The sequence below is a fragment of the Rhodanobacter sp. FW104-R8 genome, from assembly GCF_001617365.1.
Lineage (GTDB): Bacteria > Pseudomonadota > Gammaproteobacteria > Xanthomonadales > Rhodanobacteraceae > Rhodanobacter.
Window position 1 is genome coordinate 13286 of the sequence record NZ_LVJR01000107.1, and the last position, 15612, is coordinate 28897.

Annotated in this window: 11 protein-coding genes; 5 read left to right on the plus strand and 6 right to left on the minus strand. The window is 70.9% G+C overall.

Annotated features, from left to right (window positions below):
* Positions 1–116: 116 nt before the first annotated feature.
* Positions 117–572 carry a POTRA domain-containing protein gene (locus tag RHOFW104R8_RS13840; RefSeq protein WP_068096033.1) on the plus strand — a complete coding sequence of 152 codons (456 nt, stop codon included), beginning with the start codon at positions 117–119 and terminating at the stop codon, positions 570–572.
* Here the strand turns inward: RHOFW104R8_RS13840 and murD are convergent.
* The 5 genes from murD to RHOFW104R8_RS13865 form a co-directional block, all read right to left on the minus strand.
* Positions 488–1843: a UDP-N-acetylmuramoyl-L-alanine--D-glutamate ligase gene (murD, locus tag RHOFW104R8_RS13845; RefSeq protein WP_068096035.1), complete on the minus strand. Its 1356-nt coding sequence runs from the start codon at positions 1841–1843 to the stop codon at positions 488–490. The two genes, RHOFW104R8_RS13840 and murD, sit on opposite strands and share 85 nt — an antisense overlap.
* Positions 1843–3228 (minus strand): UDP-N-acetyl-alpha-D-muramoyl-L-alanyl-L-glutamate epimerase, encoded by a 1386-nt coding sequence (gene murL, locus RHOFW104R8_RS13850; RefSeq protein ID WP_082823636.1) that lies wholly within the window; start codon positions 3226–3228, stop codon positions 1843–1845. Before murL ends, murD begins: the two co-directional genes overlap by 1 nt.
* Positions 3225–3629, minus strand: coding sequence for an endonuclease domain-containing protein (locus RHOFW104R8_RS13855; RefSeq protein ID WP_068096040.1), 405 nt, complete (start codon positions 3627–3629; stop codon positions 3225–3227). The genes murL and RHOFW104R8_RS13855 overlap by 4 nt, the downstream gene beginning before the upstream one ends.
* Before the next feature lie 83 nt (positions 3630–3712).
* Positions 3713–6274, minus strand: a complete 2562-nt coding sequence (locus tag RHOFW104R8_RS13860; RefSeq protein WP_068096042.1) for a bifunctional aspartate kinase/diaminopimelate decarboxylase — start codon at positions 6272–6274, stop codon at positions 3713–3715.
* 407 nt (positions 6275–6681) lie between these two features.
* Complete coding sequence (locus RHOFW104R8_RS13865) at positions 6682–8199, minus strand: fumarate hydratase (RefSeq protein ID WP_068096044.1); 1518 nt, start codon at positions 8197–8199, stop codon at positions 6682–6684.
* A gap of 177 nt (positions 8200–8376) precedes the next feature.
* On the opposite strand from RHOFW104R8_RS13865, the gene RHOFW104R8_RS13870 reads away from it, so the two are divergent.
* The 4 genes from RHOFW104R8_RS13870 to RHOFW104R8_RS13885 all read left to right on the plus strand — a co-directional run bounded on the left by RHOFW104R8_RS13870 (position 8377) and on the right by RHOFW104R8_RS13885 (position 13496).
* Positions 8377–9258, plus strand: a complete 882-nt coding sequence (locus RHOFW104R8_RS13870; protein WP_068096046.1) for a PhzF family phenazine biosynthesis protein — start codon at positions 8377–8379, stop codon at positions 9256–9258.
* Positions 9259–9332: 74 nt separating this feature from the next.
* The gene (locus tag RHOFW104R8_RS13875; protein WP_068096048.1) at positions 9333–10658 is read left to right on the plus strand and encodes an APC family permease; all 1326 of its coding nucleotides are present in this window, start codon (positions 9333–9335) and stop codon (positions 10656–10658) included.
* A gap of 52 nt (positions 10659–10710) precedes the next feature.
* Positions 10711–11247 (plus strand): (2Fe-2S)-binding protein, encoded by a 537-nt coding sequence (locus tag RHOFW104R8_RS13880; RefSeq protein ID WP_068096050.1) that lies wholly within the window; start codon positions 10711–10713, stop codon positions 11245–11247.
* Positions 11244–13496: a xanthine dehydrogenase family protein molybdopterin-binding subunit gene (locus RHOFW104R8_RS13885; RefSeq protein ID WP_068096052.1), complete on the plus strand. Its 2253-nt coding sequence runs from the start codon at positions 11244–11246 to the stop codon at positions 13494–13496. The genes RHOFW104R8_RS13880 and RHOFW104R8_RS13885 overlap by 4 nt, the downstream gene beginning before the upstream one ends.
* 606 nt (positions 13497–14102) lie before the next feature.
* Here RHOFW104R8_RS13885 and RHOFW104R8_RS13890 read toward each other — a convergent pair.
* Positions 14103–15612 (minus strand): hypothetical protein (locus RHOFW104R8_RS13890; protein ID WP_068205451.1); only part of this gene is annotated, 1510 nt, incomplete at its 5' end.

Sequence of the window (15612 nt, forward strand, 5' to 3'; positions counted from 1 at the left end):
GCGCACGTCGTCCTGATCCGGCTCCCGGCGATCCGGCCGGCTTCATACGAAGCCAACACCGGGCTGGGTAAGCTCCGCCGGGAGCCAAGAAACGATCCGAGGACGGAACCCCACGCATGCGCCGCTGCCCCCGACGCCTGAACCTGCTGCTTCTGTTGCTGTTCGCGCCGCAGGCGCACGCCAGCGTGCAACTGGTGGTGGACGGCGTCGCGGACCCGCCGAAGGCGGCGGCGATCGCGGGCGTGGAGCTGTCGCAATACGCCACGCGTGACGTCAGCGACGCCCAGGCGCGGCGCCTGTACGAGGGCGCGCCCGGCCAGGTGAAATCCGCGCTGGAGCCGTACGGCTACTACGACGCCACCGTCACCGGCGACCTGCAGCCGGTCGGCAAGGACTGGCGGGTGACCCTGCACGTGCAGCCGGGCGAGCCGGGCGATATGCAATCGCCATTAGGAATGCACCGGTCAAGTAGACGTTGTCGTCAACATCATGAGATGCCCAGGCCTTCGATGCCGGTGATCGCGGCGTCGAAGCCGGCCAGCGCGGCGAAGCGGCGGCCGCGTTCGGCGTAGTCCTTGAACTGGTCGAAGCTGGGCGCGCCGGGTGACAGCAGGATCACGCCGTCACACGGGGTATGCGCTTTCGCCTCGGCCACGGCGCCGGCGAGGTCGTCGACGCGCATGATCGGGCAATGTATTCCGGCGCTGCGCAGCGCCGCCTCGATGCGCGCGCCGTTGGCACCCATGCAGACGATCGCGTTCGGCGGCGCCTCACGCACGGCATCGACGAACGGCGTCCAGTCCAGTCCGCGGTCATGGCCGCCGACCAGCACCGTTACCGCGCGGCCGTGCAGGCTTTCCAGCGCGGCCAGGGTCGCCAGCGGCGTAGTGCTGATCGAGTCGTTGACCCAGTGCAGGCCATCGTGCGCACCCAGCGGTTGCAGGCGGTGCGGCAACGGACGGAAGCGGGCCAGCGCTGGCGCGGCGGCCAGCGCGTCCATGCCGCTGGCTTCCAGCGCGGCCAGCGCGGCGCAGGCATTGAGTGCGTTGTGCAGGCCCGGCGCCGCCAGCGCGGCGATGTCGAACACCGCCTGCCCGCCGCGGCGGATCGCGCCATCATGCACGCGCCAGCCTTCCGGCGTGCCGAACTTGAGGCGATGCGGATGGGCGGCGGTGCGCTCCAGCAGGCCCGGCTGCTGGCCATTGACCAGCAGCATGCGCGCGGCGTCGGCCAGCTTCAGCTTGTCGGCCAGGTAGCGCTCGCGCGAGCCGTGCCAGTCGAGGTGTTCCTCGTACAGGCTGGTGATCACGCCCAGTTGCAGCGGGCCGGCCTCGCCGGTCTGGAAGCTGGACAGTTCGATCACCCACAGGTCGGCGTGCTGGCCGAGCAGCTCCAGCAGCGGCAGGCCGATATTGCCGGCGAGCGCGGTGCGCACGCCCAGGCTCCGCGCCAGATGCGCGATCAGCGCGCTGGTGGTGCTCTTGCCCTTGGTGCCGGTGACCGCGATCACGCGTGCGTCGGGATTCTCGCCAAACCACAGCGCAGTGCCGGAGGTGAACTGCGTGCCCTGCGCCTGCGCGACCAGCAGCGCCGGCTTGTACGCCGAGATGCCGGGCGACTTCACCACAACATCGAACTGGCCGAGCATCGCCGCGTCCGGTTCGCCGGCAACGATGCCCAGCGCGGGATCGAACGCACGTGCCGCGTCGACTTCGCCCGCACTGCAGAACAGCGTGAAATGCTGCTCGCCACAGCGCTGACGCAGCGCACGGATCGCCGCACGGCCCTCGCGGCCGAAGCCCCACACCGCGACGCGGCGACCGATCAGGTCGGCAAGGCGCATCAGCCGATCGCCGCCAGCGCGCCCTGCAATCGAACCGGCACGCGATGTTCGGGCGACGGCTGCAGCCACGGCTCCAGCTCCAACTGCGCCGCATCGAGCTGCGGCAGGATCTCGCTGCGGAAGCGCTCGACCAGCGCATCCTCCTGCCACTCCGGCCGCTGGCTCAGCGCGTACATCGCGGCGCGCGCCTCGGCACCCTCGCCCACGCACTCGAACGGCTTGTGGTCCTGGTATTCCAGCAGCGCGTCGAAGCCGGCCGCCTGGCTGTCATCGTCCAGCAGGTTGCGGCCGAAGATCGCCAGCAGCCTCGGCTTGGGCAGGAACGGCGCCAGCGCGAGGAACACGAAATGGCATTTCGGGCACTGCCCGCACCAGCGGTCGACCGGCTTCGGGCCGAGCAGCTTGAAGTTGCGGTTGCAGCTGGAGAACACGTCGAAGTACGGCGTCAGCTTCGCGAACGCGCGGGTGATCGCCAGCTCCGAGTACGGCCGCAGCAGCGAGCAGTAGTCGAGATCGCTGGCCACGTGCGTGTGCAGCCAGTCGCCCAGCAGTGTCTCGAACGCGAGGCTCTTGCTCCACTGGTGGTTCACCTGCTGGCCCTCGTACTCCAGCGTGGCGGCCGAGGCGGAACGCTCGTTGGCGAACGTGATCGAGTCGTAGCCGTACAGGATCGCGGTCACGGCGAGGATCGCCGAGTTCACCGCGGTCACCGGGATGTGTCCGTTCCACGCGCCGAGCCGGTTCAGCTCGAACAGGCCCGGCGCCAGCTCGCGCTGGATGTTCAGGGTGGGCAGGCCGGTGCGCTCGGCGCAGGCCGCGATCAGCGCGGAATTGCCCACCCACACCGCGGTGGCCTCGCCGCCGATCGACTTGATCGCCTCTACCGCCACCAGCGAATCCTTGCCGCCGCCGATCGGGACGAGGGTGCGCTTGGGCAGGTTCAGCGCGGGAGCTTGCGGCAAATCCATCCCCTCACCCCGACCCTCTCCCCGCCGGGGAGAGGGGGGTGTCGTGCTTCGCGGAAAGCTTATACGCCCGCGCAGATCCAGCCCGTTGCGATAGGCGAACTCGGCCAGGCCGTGCAGGTAGAGCTGGTCCAGCAGCTCGGCGGTGGCGTCGTCGAACGGGCCATCGGCCACTTCGATCCGCGGCGGCACGCCGGCCTTGTAGTAGCTCACGCCGGCGACCAGGTGCAGCAACTTCAGCGCCGCGTCGAACGCCGCCTGCCGCTCGCGCGGCAGCGCCGGCGCCTGCGGGAAACGGATCCGCTCGACCAGTTCCGCGCCGTCGTCGAATGCGTACGCCAGTTCGGCCACGCCGTCGGCGTAGTGCGCGCGTACAAAGCGGAACACCTTGGTGAGGCGGGGCTGGATTGTCATCGTCACTCTTCGCTCTCCGGTGCGAACTGCCCCCTCTCCCCTGCGGGGAGAGGGCTGGGGTGAGGGGGCGGCTTTGCCACAGCCTCCAGGATCACCTCAAGCACGCTCTCGATATTCGTCAATGCTTCATTGTTCCAGAACCGCAGCACGCGGTAACCCTTGGCTTGCAGATGTCGGGTGCGGTGCTCGTCGTAACTCACCTGCTCTGCATGCTGGCCACCATCCAACTCGATGATCAGCATCGCCTCCATGCAAGCGAAATCAACGATGTAGTGGTCGATTTCGTGCTGGCGGCGGAATTTGCAACCACACAACTGCCGGTTGCGCAGCCGATGCCAGAGCTTCCGCTCGGCGTCCGTCATGCTTTGGCGTAATCCACGTGCCCGATCCACGTTCTGGCGTTTCATCCTGAAGCGCTCCTTCGTTGCTGCTCCGTCGCGGCGTGCCCCTCACCCCAACCCTCTCCCCGCAGGGGAGAGGGGGCAATGGCTCACTCGATGATGATCTCGTCGGCCTCGTCGCGCAGGTTGTAGTGCGAGGACATCACCTTGCCGTAGGCCCCGGCCTGGGCGATCAGGATCACGTCGTCCTCCTGCGCCTCGGGCAGGCGCCGGTCGGTGCCGAGCACGTCGCCGCTCTCGCAGATCGGTCCGACCACCTGGTACAGCGCGGTGGCCGGTTCGTCGAGCCGCGACAGGTTGATGATCTCGTGCCAGGCATCGTACAGCGCGGGGCGGATCAGGCTGTTCATGCCGGTGTCGATGCCGAGGTAACGGAACGCGCCCTTGCCCTTCTGCTGGGTCGCGCGCGCCAGCAGCACGCCGGCATCGGCTACCAGGTAGCGGCCCGGCTCCATCCACAGCTGGTAGTGCGGATAGGCCGCCTTGACCTCGCGCAGCACGCGGTCGAGCTCGGCCATGTCGAGCCGCGCCTCGCCCGGGTGCGAGGGCACGCCGAGGCCGCCGCCGATGTTGAGGAAGGCCACGCTGCCGATGCGCTCGGCCAGGCTCGCCAGCTGCGCATACACCTCGCCCCAGTGGCCGGCGTCGAGCACGCCGGAGCCCAGGTGCGCGTGCAGGCCGCGCACGGTCACGCCATGCGCGTCGGCCAGCTGCAGGAACGTGGGCAGCTGGTCCAGCGGCAGGCCGAACTTGCTGCCGCTGCCGCCGGTGCGCACCTTCTCGTGATGGCCCAGGCCGCGCCCCAGGTCCACCCGCAGCACGATCTCGCGGCCGCGGAACAGCTCGCCCCAGCGCTCCAGCGGATGCAGCGCGTCGAGCGTGACGGTGGCGCGGGTGGCGAGGGCGTACACGTAATCCCGGCGCGGCGCGAAGTTCGGCGTGAACAGCAGCGGCACGGGTTCCGGCACGATCGCAGCGACCGCTTCCAGCTCGCCCGGCGAGACGCACTCGAACGCGAAACCCTCGGCGGCCAGCGCAGTGAGGATCGCCGGGTGCGTGTTCGCCTTTACCGCGTAGTGCAGCCGGTCCACCGCCGCCAGCGACTTCAGCTCGCGCGCCTGCCGGCGCACCGTGGGCAGGTGGTAGACGTAGCGCGGCGTGGCCTCGGCGGCCAGCTTCAGCAGGCGCTGCCGCTGCGGCCCGCGCCACCACGCCGGCGCCACGTCCGGCACCTCGCCGCCGCCGTATAGGGCCTGCCAGCTCGGCCCGAACAGCGCGCTCTCGTCGGTGCGCAGCGCGCCGGCGGCGATCAGCAGGTCGTGCAGGTGCGGCAGCAGCTGGTCGACCACCTCCTCGTCCACCACGAAGGTGAGGTTGAGGTTGTTCGACGACTGCGTGATCAGGTGCACGCGCAGCTGGCCGAACTCGGCCAGCACGCCGGACAGCGTGTGCAGCAGTGAGCGCATGCCGCGGCCGACCAGGGTGATCGCCGCGCACGGCGCGATCACCTTGACCCGGCACACCTTGGCCAGGTCGCTGGCGAGCGCGGCGATCGCGTCGGAATCGAGCAGGTTCTCGGTGGGGTCGAGCGACACGGTGACGTTGGTCTCGGCCGAACCGATCAGGTCCACCGACAGGCCGTGCTGCTTGAACTGGGCGAACACGTCGGCGAGGAAGCCGACCTGCTGCCACATGCCCACCGACTCCATCGAGACCAGGGTGATGCCCTTGCGCGCGCTGATCGCCTTCACGCTGGGCGCGTACGCGCGCACTTCGGGGCCGATCACCGTGCCGTCGAGTTCCGGCCGGTTGGTGTCCTTGACCAGCAGCGGCACGCGCGGATCGCGCAGCGGCGACAGGCAGCGCGGGTGCAGCACCTTGGCGCCGGTGGAGGCGATCTCCTGCGCCTCCTCGTAATCCAGCCGCTGCAGCAGGCGCGCGCCGGGCACCTGGCGCGGGTTGGCGGTGAACATGCCGGCCACGTCGGTCCAGATCTCCACCCGCGCCGCCTTCAGCAGTGCGCCGAAGTACGCGGCCGAGGTGTCCGAGCCGCCGCGGCCGAGCAGCACGGTGCGGCCGTGCTGCTCGCGCGCGATGAAGCCCTGGGTGATGAACACCTCGCCCAGCACGGCCAGGCGCGCGTTCAACGCCGGATCGGGCTTCGCCTCGACCATCGCCGACAGCAGCCGGGTACGCTCGTTCTGGTTCGGCAACGCCACCGCCGCCAGGCATTCGCGCGCGTCCAGCCATTGCGTGGACAGCCCGCTGTGGCTGAGGAAGGCGGCGCCGAGCGCGCTGGACATCAGCTCGCCGTGCGCCTGCACCTGCGCCTGCCAGGCCAGCTCGCCGCGCGGGGCCGGGCCGTTGGCGGCCAGCCCGGCCAGGTCCGACAGGCGCGAGCCGAGCGTGTCCGGCAGCGCCAGCTGCATGTGGTCGAGCAGGTCGTAGTGACGTTGCGCGATCGCGCCGGCCGCCGCCTTGCGCTTGTCCGGTTCGCCCTCGCCACACAGCTGTTTCAGCGCGTCGGTGATACCGGTCAGCGCGGAAACCACCACCAGCACGCGCGCGCCTTCGGCACGGCGGCTGGCGACCAGTTCGCGGATGTTCTGCCAGCGGGGAAGCGTGGCGACACTGGTGCCGCCGAACTTCATCACGATCCAGGGGGCGTCAGGGGGCAACGGCGCGGAAATTGGCGGAGTCACGGGGGTTCGCTGTCAGGGGGTGGATATCAGGTCAGTGTTGCGCTGCGGCATTGGAATTGCAAATATTTTGTGCGGACGATTCGTTTGGACGTATGGACGTCCAAACAGCCTAGTGGCCCTCTCCCGCTCGTCCCAAAGGAACTTCCTTCGGCCGCAGGGGGGGGCTCTTGATCTTTCGGCTTTGTAGGGCGGGCACTGCCCGCCGGCTTTTGCCTTTGCCTCGTGCGGGGCGGCGGGCAGTGCCCGCCCTACGGGTTGTTCGGATTTCGATGGAGGGTGTGCTGACCTTGGAGCTCCCCTCCTCAATCCTCCCCCCAAGGGGGAGGAGGCAAACGTGTGCGCTGCGCGCACTGCTTTTACTTGATAAAGACGGGGATCTTGCCGATCCTGGCCTGCCATTCGCGCGGGCCGGTCTGGTGCACCGAGCTGCCGCCCGAGTCGACCGCCACGGTCACCGGCATGTCCTCGACGGTGAATTCGTAGACCGCCTCCATGCCCAGGTCGGCGAAACCGACCACGCGCGAGGCCTTGATCGCCTTGGAAACGAGGTACGCGGCGCCGCCCACGGCCATCAGGTACACCGAGCGGTGCCTCTTGATCGCTTCGATCGCGGCGGGACCGCGCTCGGCCTTGCCGACCATGCCGAGCAGGCCGGTCTGCGCCAGCACCTGCTCGGTGAACTTGTCCATGCGGGTGGCGGTGGTGGGACCGGCCGGACCCACCACTTCCTCGCGCACCGGATCGACCGGGCCGACGTAGTAGATGAAGCGGCCGTTGAAATCGACCGGCAGCGGCTCGCCCCGATTGAGCATCTCGACCATGCGCTTGTGCGCGGCGTCGCGGCCGGTGAGCAGCTTGCCGTTGAGCAGCAGGGTCTCGCCCGGCTTCCAGCTGGCGACGTCGTCCCGGGTCACGGTGTCGAGGTTCACCCGGCGGCCCTTGGACGCGTCGTAGGTGAGCTTGGGCCAGTCTTCCAGCGACGGCGGGTCGAGCATCACCGGGCCGGAGCCGTCCAGCACGAAGTGCGCGTGGCGGGTGGCGGCGCAGTTCGGGATCATCGCCACCGGCAGGTTCGCCGCGTGGGTCGGGAAATCCTTCACCTTGACGTCGAGCACGGTGGTGAGGCCGCCCAGGCCCTGCGCGCCGATGCCCAGCGCGTTGACCTTCTCGTACAGTTCGATGCGCAGTTCCTCGGCGCGGTTGGCGGGGCCGCGCGCGATCAGCTCCTGGATGTCGATCGACTCCATCAGCGCCTCCTTCGCCATCAGCATCGCCTTCTCGGCGGTGCCGCCGATGCCGATGCCGAGCATGCCCGGCGGGCACCAGCCGGCGCCCATCGTGGGCACGGTCTTCAGCACCCAGTCGACGATCGAGTCGGACGGATTGAGCATGGCGAACTTCGACTTCGCCTCGGAGCCGCCGCCCTTGGCCGCCACGATCACCTCGACGGTGTCGCCCGGCACGATCGACATGTTCACCACCGACGGCGTGTTGTCCTTGGTGTTGGTGCGCTTGCCGGCCGGGTCGGCCAGCACGCTGGCGCGCAGCTTGTTGTCCGGGTCCATGTACGCGCGGCGCACGCCCTCGTTGGCCATGTCCTCCAGCGACATGGTGGCGTCGTCCCAGCGCACGTTCATGCCCACTTTCAGGAACACGGTGACGATGCCGGTGTCCTGGCACAGCGGCCGGTGGCCTTCGGCGGCCATCCGCGAATTGATCAGGATCTGTGCCATCGCGTCCTTCGCGGCGGGCGATTCCTCGCGCTCGTAGGCAGCGGCGAGGCTCTTGATGTAGTCGACCGGGTGGTAGTAGCTGATGTACTGCAGCGCGTCGGCGACGGACTGGATCAGGTCTGCTTGCTTGATGGTGGTCATGGCGGGTCTGGCTGGCGGGACGACGGTGCCGGCGGCGGCGTTTGCCGGGCACAACCTGCCTATTGTGCCGCAAGCGGCTGTCCCGGTGCTGGCGCCGGCATGGCCGGTCGGCGGCAGCTTGCCCGCCGGGCCGGCCCGATGTCATCGTGGCCGCCCACGCCTCCGGCCCTCGATGCCATGCCCACGCCGCGCCGCTTCATGCAACTGGACGTCTTCGCCAGCCGCCTGTTCGACGGCAATCCGCTGGCCGTGGTGATCGACGCCGACGGCCTGGACACCACCGCCATGCAGCGCATCGCGCAGTGGACGAACCTGTCCGAAACCACCTTCCTGCTGCCGCCGACCAGCAGCGCGGCGGATTACCGCGTGCGCATCTTCACGCCGCGGCAGGAGCTGCCGTTCGCCGGTCATCCCAGCGTCGGCAGCGCCTGGGTGGCGATCGAGGCCGGCCTGGTCGCCGCCGGCAAGACCGCGCTGGTCCAGGAGTGCGCGGCCGGGTTGCTGCCGGTGCAGGTGGCCGGCAGCGGCGCGCAGCGGCTGATCCGGGTGCAGGCGCCGCCGGCGCGGATCGACGCGGCGGACGCCGCGCTGCACGCCGCGCTCGCCCGTGCCTTGCGCATCGGGCTGGCGCCGGGAGAGGCCTGCCACGTCGACAACGGCCCGCACTGGATCCTGGGCAACCTGGGCGAGGCCGCCGCCGTGCGCGGCCTGCAGCCGGACCTGGCCGCCGTCGCCGCGCTGTGCCTGCAGCAGCGGGCCGTCGGTGTCGGCGTGTTCGGCCGCGAGCATGCAGGCGGCGCGGCGATGGCGGTGCGCGCGTTCTGCCCCGCCGACGGCATTCCGGAAGATCCGGTCACCGGCAGCGCCAACGCGGCGATCATGGCGTGGCTGGGCGAGCGCGGCGACCGCGACGGCTACGGCCTGCGCTACCGCGCCAGCCAAGGCCGCGAGGTCGGCCGCGACGGCATCGTGGAAGTCGCCCGCGACCTGGCCAGCGGCGCCATCACCATCGGCGGCGCCTGCGCGATCGGCGTGCGCGGCGATCTGCAGCTGCCCTGACCCGGCGCGGCGACGGCCTTGCCGGCCACGCCGCCGGCCGCCATGCTGTCGCGTCCTTTCCGCCAGCCAAAGCCATGCCGCCCTCTCCCGCCACCGAGACCTACGTGCGCAGCCTGCGGCCCTGGGATGCCGCCCTGATCGTGGTCGGCGGCGTCATCGGCGGCGGCATCTTCCTCAACCCCGGCATCGTGGCGCAGCGCACCGAATCGGGGCTGGCGCTGCTGCTGATGTGGATGGCCGCCGGCCTGCTCACCCTGGTCGGCGCACTGTGCTACGCCGAGCTGGGCGCGCGACGGCCGCACGCGGGCGGCAGCTACGTCTACCTGCGCGAGGCGTTCGGACCGCTGGCCGGCTTCCTGTTCGGCTGGACCATGCTGCTGGTGATCTACTCCGGCTCCAGCGCGGCGGTGGCGACGATCTTCGCCCGCTACGCCGCGGCCCTGTTCGGCCTGCCGCCGGCCTGGGCGCGACCGTTGACGATCGGCGCGCTGGTCTTCGTCGGCGGCATCAACCTGTTCGGCATCCGCCTCGGCGCGCAGATCCAGAACCTGTTCGCCCTGCTCAAGCTGCTGGCGGTGGCGGCGCTGGTGACGTGCGGGCTGTTCCTCGCCGGCGCCGGCCACGGCCAGGTGCTGGCCGCCGACCCGGCACGCCAGGGCGTCGGCTTCCTCGGCGCGGCGCTGCCGGTGCTGTTCGCCTACTCCGGCTTCACCTACCTCAACAACCTGGCCGGCGAGGTACGCGACCCGCAGCGCACCCTGCCGCGCGCGCTGACCCTGGGCATGCTGCTGGTGATCGGTGCCTACGCCCTGGTCAACGTGGCCTACCTGGCCGTGCTCGGCCACGCCGGCCTGGCCGCCAGCAGCGCGCCGGCGGCGGACGTGATGCAGCAGGTAGCCGGTCCGGTCGGCGCGAAAGTGATCGCGCTGGGCGTGGCGATCTCCACCCTCGGCTTCTGCAACATCACCCTGGTCGCCGGCGCCCGCGTGCTGCAGGTGATGGGCGAGGACGGGCTGTTCTTCCGCGCGGTGGCGCGGCTGCACCCGCGCTGGCGCACGCCGAACACCGCGCTGCTGCTGTTGACCGCCTGGGCCATCGTGCTGGCGCTGTCCGGCAGCTACGGCCAGCTGCTGGATTATGCCACCTTCGGCGACTGGCTGGCCTGCGCGGTCGGCGTGGGCACGCTGTTCTGGTACCGCCGCCACGACGGCGCCAGCGGCGGCTTCCGCGTGCCGGGCTACCCGTGGCTGCCGCTGCTGTTCATCGCCGCGGTGACGCTGGTGGTGGTGATGTCGCTGCACGACAACCCGCGCAACACCGGCATCGGCCTGCTGATCATGGCCGCTGGTGCGCCGGCGTACCTGCTCTGGCGCCGCCTGTTCAGCCGCGCGCATCCCTAAGCGGCCGACGGCAATGCCACAATGCGCCGATACGTTCCCAGGGAGATGATGGATGGTGCCCGTGCAAGCCCAGGTTGTGCCGACCGGCCAGGAAAGCGGCATCGTGCCGGAGAAGATGCGCGACGGCATCGACCTGCAGGTCAACGGCGAGCACTACCGCCACACCGGCGATCCGCAGATGCCGCTGCTGTGGTACCTGCGTGACGTGCTGCGGCTCACCGGCACCAAGTACGGCAGCGAGCACGGCGAGAACGGCGCCGACCTGGTGCTGCTCGACGGCAAGGCGGTTTCCGCGATCACGCAGCCGATCGCCGCGCTGGCCGGCAAGGCGGTCGTCACGGTGGAAGGCCTGGCTGCCGCCGACGGCACCCTGCATCCGCTGCAACAGGCGTTCATCGACGAGGACGCGATCGGCTGCGGCTACTGCACGCCCGGCTGGCTGATCGCCGGCGTCGACCTGCTCGGGCGCAAGCCCCATCCGGGCGACGCCGACATCGACCAGTTGCCGAACCTGTGCCGCTGCGGCTGCCAGACCCGCGTGCGCCGCGCGATCAAGCGCGCCGCCGCCGGCAAGGCGGGCCAGCCATGAGCCACGGCATCCGCCTTTCGCGCCGGCGCTTCCTGCAGGTGCTGGCCGGCGGCGCCGGCGCGCTGGTCGTGGGCATCCGCCTCGCCGAGGCCGCCGACGCGCCGCTGCCGCCGGCCCTGTTCGGCGACGAGATCCACGGCCTCGGCCCCTACGTGCGCATCGACGTGGACGGCAAGGTGCTGATCGGCGCGCGCGACCCGGACACCGGCACCGGCGTCGCCACCTCGCTGCCGCGGATCATCGCCGACGAACTCGACGCCGACTGGAACAACGTCAGTGTGGTCCCGCTCGGCCTCGGCGTGGACAACGACAACGGCAAACCACGCTGGGCCTACGGGCGCCAGCTCGGCGGCACCGGCGGCTCGATCCCCGCCGCCTGGCACGACCTGCGCCAGGCCGGTGCGGCGGCGCGCTGGCTGCTGCTGCAGGCGGCCGCGCGCCGGATCGGCGTACCCGCCAGCCGGCTGCGCTGCAGCAACGGCTACGTGATCGCGCCGGACGGCCGTCGCTTCGGCTACGGCAGCCTGGCCGCGGAAGCCAGCAAGATCGCGCTGCCGGCCAACCCGCCGCCGCCGAAGGAGCCCGCCGCCTATCGCCTGATCGGCCAGGGCGCCGGCGACGTCGACGCGCGCGCGATCGTCACCGGCCAGGTCCGCTACGCCATCGACCACCACTATGGCGACGCGCTGGTCGCCGTGCTGGCGCACTGCCCGTGGCCGGACGGCACGCTGGCGCATGTCGACACCACCGACACGCTCGCCGTGAAGGGCGTGCTGAAGGTCGTCCAGCTCAAGCCCGAACCGGGCCAGCCGCTGGGCAGCACGGTGATCGCCCCGGCTGTGGCGGTGCTGGCCGAGGACACCTGGGCCGCGCTGCAGGGCCGCGACAAGCTCAAGCTCGAATGGAAACCCGGCGCCAGCGGCGGCGAGAACAGCGCCGCGCTGGAGCAGCAGGCGCTTGCCCTGCTCGCCGGCAAGGCCGCCCCCACCACGCGCGTGCGCAACGCGGGCGACGTCGACACCGCCGGCCGGAAGGCCGCGCACCGCCTCGACGCCACCTACGTGCAGCCGTGGCTGGCGCACGCCACCGCCGAGCCGATGAACTGCCTGGTGCGGCTGGACAAGGACCGCGCCAGCCTGGTCGTGCCCACCCAGGCGCCGCAGCTGGCCTGGGCCGTGGTGCAGCGGCTGACCGGCCTCGCGCCCGACCAGATCGACATCCGCGTGCCGCGCGTCGGCGGCGGCTACGGCCGCCGGCTCGACCACGACTACGTCGCCGAGGCAGTGATGCTGGCCAAGGCCGCCGGCAGGCCGGTGCGCCTGCTGTGGACGCGCGAGCAGGACTTCGGCCACGACTGCTACCGTGCCGGCAGCGTGCACCGGATCAGCGCGCTCATCGACCGCAAGCGCCAGCTGCTGGCCTGGCACCAGCGCATGGCCAGCGCCTCCGCGCTGGCCCGCCGCGGCGTGCCGGCCGACCGCCTGTGGACCTCCGAACTGCAGGCCGAGCCGTTGCCAGCCCCGCTGGTGCCGAACTACCGCAGCGACTGGTACGCGCTGGAATCGGCGACCCCGCGCGGCCCGATGCGCGGCATGCCGCACCTCAGCAACGCGTTCGCCGCGGAAAGCTTCATCGACGAGATCGCCCACCTGCTGCGCGAGGATCCGCTGAAGACGCGCCTGCGCATCCTCGGCACGCCGCGCCAGCTGCCGCTGGACGGCGGCGCCACGCTGGACACCGGCCGCCTCGCCAACGTGCTCGGGCTGGTCGCCGACCGCATCGAATGGAAGAACTGGCTGCGCACCGTCAACGGCCTCGGCATCGCCTGCTGGCACATCGACGGCGCCTACGTGGCGCACGCGGTCGAGGCGGCGATGCAGGGCGAGAAGCTGGTCATCCAGCGCGTCGTCTGCGCCGTCGACGTCGGCCGCGTGATCAACCCGCTCGGCCTGCAGGGCCAGGTGGCCGGCGCCACGCTGGACGCGCTGTCCATCGCGCTCAACGCGGCGATCACCATCAAGGGCGGCCAAGTGCAGCAGCGCGGCTACAAAGATTACCCGCTGGCCAGCATGGCGCAGCTGCCGAACGACGTGGAGGTCATCACCGTTGCCGACGACCGCGCGCCGGCCGGCGCCAGCTTCCTCGCCATGCCCACCGCCGCCCCCGCGCTGGCCAACGCGGTGTTCCGCGCCAGCGCCGTGCGCGTGCGCCGGCTGCCGTTGATGAAGGAACTGCTGCGGTTGCTGTAGGCGCAGGACTCAACCGGCCTTCATGCAGCCGTCCGGCTTGTACACGCGCTCCGCCGACGGCGGGTACTTGCCGAGCAGCGCCGCCGCGCGCTGCGGGTGCGGTTTATACCCTGGTCCGGGTCAGCAGCATCGACCCCACAAGACCGTCTAAGGAAATGCAGTCTGGCGTCCGTTACCACCGCACCGCATCGACCTGCACTACGCGCAATCGAAGGACAACACGATGATTGGCAGCGGCCCGAAAGCTTGGGGCAAAAGCATCATGCGCCCGGGGTTGATCGGAAGTCTCCGAAGGATGTTAGGCGCGAGACTTGCCGAAGACATCGCCCATCACAGAGTAAAACGTTTGCTGGTGTCTCGGCGTAGTGAACATTCTCTCAACTGACTTAGGGTCTGACAGATTTGGAGCATTTGCTGGATCAGGTACGCACACGCCTGCGTTCGAGCAGCGCAGTTCGCGCAACAAGGGCGCAGGCCGACGAAATCCCGGTAAGCCGTCGAACACGATGAGTGGCCGCCATTCGCTCGGCGACACCTCGCTCCCTTACGCCTTGAAGGCATCATGCCGTGCCGCAGACACCGCGAAGCCAACCGCCCTGCCGCGCCTCAATGGAACTGGTCGCTCGCCGGCACCCACGAGCTGGATGATGGCGCGGGCGCGGCCCGCTTTACCGGCAGCACGATGCCTTCGCAGCCGGGTGGTGGCGGGCCGCCGGCGATGCGGGCGGTGGCGCATTCGGCACTGTTGTCGAATTTCACCGTCGGCACGGGGGCGGTGTGGCCCGCCACGGACGCGGGCGATGCCGGCGGATTGGCCGGAGCCAGGTGCAGTCGGTCGTAGACCTTCGGGTCGACCGGCTTCGCCGGCGGGTCGGGGTTGTCGCAGCCGAACAGCGCGACCGGCAGCAGCGGCATCACCGTGCACTTCACGCGCACGCCGCGCGGCAGGTGGAAGGTGTGGCTGACCTTGGTTTTCTCCACCGCACGGCGCAACGCGGTGTCGATCGAGCTTTCGCCTTGCGGGGCCCAGTCCTGGTCGAAGCGGGTCGGCTGGTAGCCGATGTTCGGTGCGCCGTGGCGCATGATCTCGGTGTCGCCGCGCGGCTTCAGCTGCACGTAGCCGCCCGGCTCGCCCTGCCGCTCGCCCTGTGCCGCGCCGGGCTGCTCGCCGCCGGGCTGGCCGATGCCCTGCCCCTGCGGCTTGCCGTTGCCCGGCTTCGCCGCCGGCGGCGCGCTGGCCGTGCCCGTGCTGCCGGCCGCCGGCGCGGCGGCGACGGCGCCGGGCGTAGCGAAATCGCTGCCTTGCGCAGTGGCGTCCGGCGCGCGGCTGACGTCGCGTCCGCGATCCGCCTCGGCGGGGGTGGGCGCGGCCTGCTCCGCCGCGGAGGGTTCCGCCGCGGATGCAGGCGGGCCGGCCGCCGGTGGTGCCCCAGGGGCTGCCTGCATGGTGGCGGCGACCATCGGCGGCGCGCTCGATTGCGGCCGGGCGATGGATGGCCGGATGGCGGTTTCGCGCGTGGCTTCCGTCACCTTGACCTTCTCGCTCGCCGCCTGCGGCTGGATTTTCGCCGGCGCCGCGGGCGCCAACGGCACCGCCTCGAGTTCGGCTTCGGCCACTTCGATGGCGGGCGCCTGCACTTGCGGCTTCTCGTTGGGCACGGTGGGCGCGGGTGCGCTCAGCTGCGCCTGCAGGTTCACGCTCGGCGCGGCCTGCGCCGGCAACGGCACCGGCTGCAGCTCGGGCACCGGCGGCGCAACGGGCAGCTCGGCGCGGGCCGGCGTCACGCTGGCGGGCGCGGCGGATCGGGGCACCTCGGTATCCAGCGCGATGCTGGAGACGGCGATCGGCGGTGCCGCCTGCGGCGGCAGCTCCGGCAACGCCAGCGACGGCGGTGGCGGCATCGCGCGGTTGCCTTCCAGTTGCGGCCTGCGCACCGACTCGGGCTGGTACTTCGGCGGCACTGGCGGCTGCAGGACCGGCGTCGGCAGCGTCACCGCCGGCGGCTCGCCGGCCAGCGGCACCGGCTGCAGTTCGGGCGTCGGCGCCGGTTGCGGCAGGCTCACCGGCGGTTTCGGGGCGGCCACCGGCTTTGGTGCCGGTGCCTTCGCCTTCGCC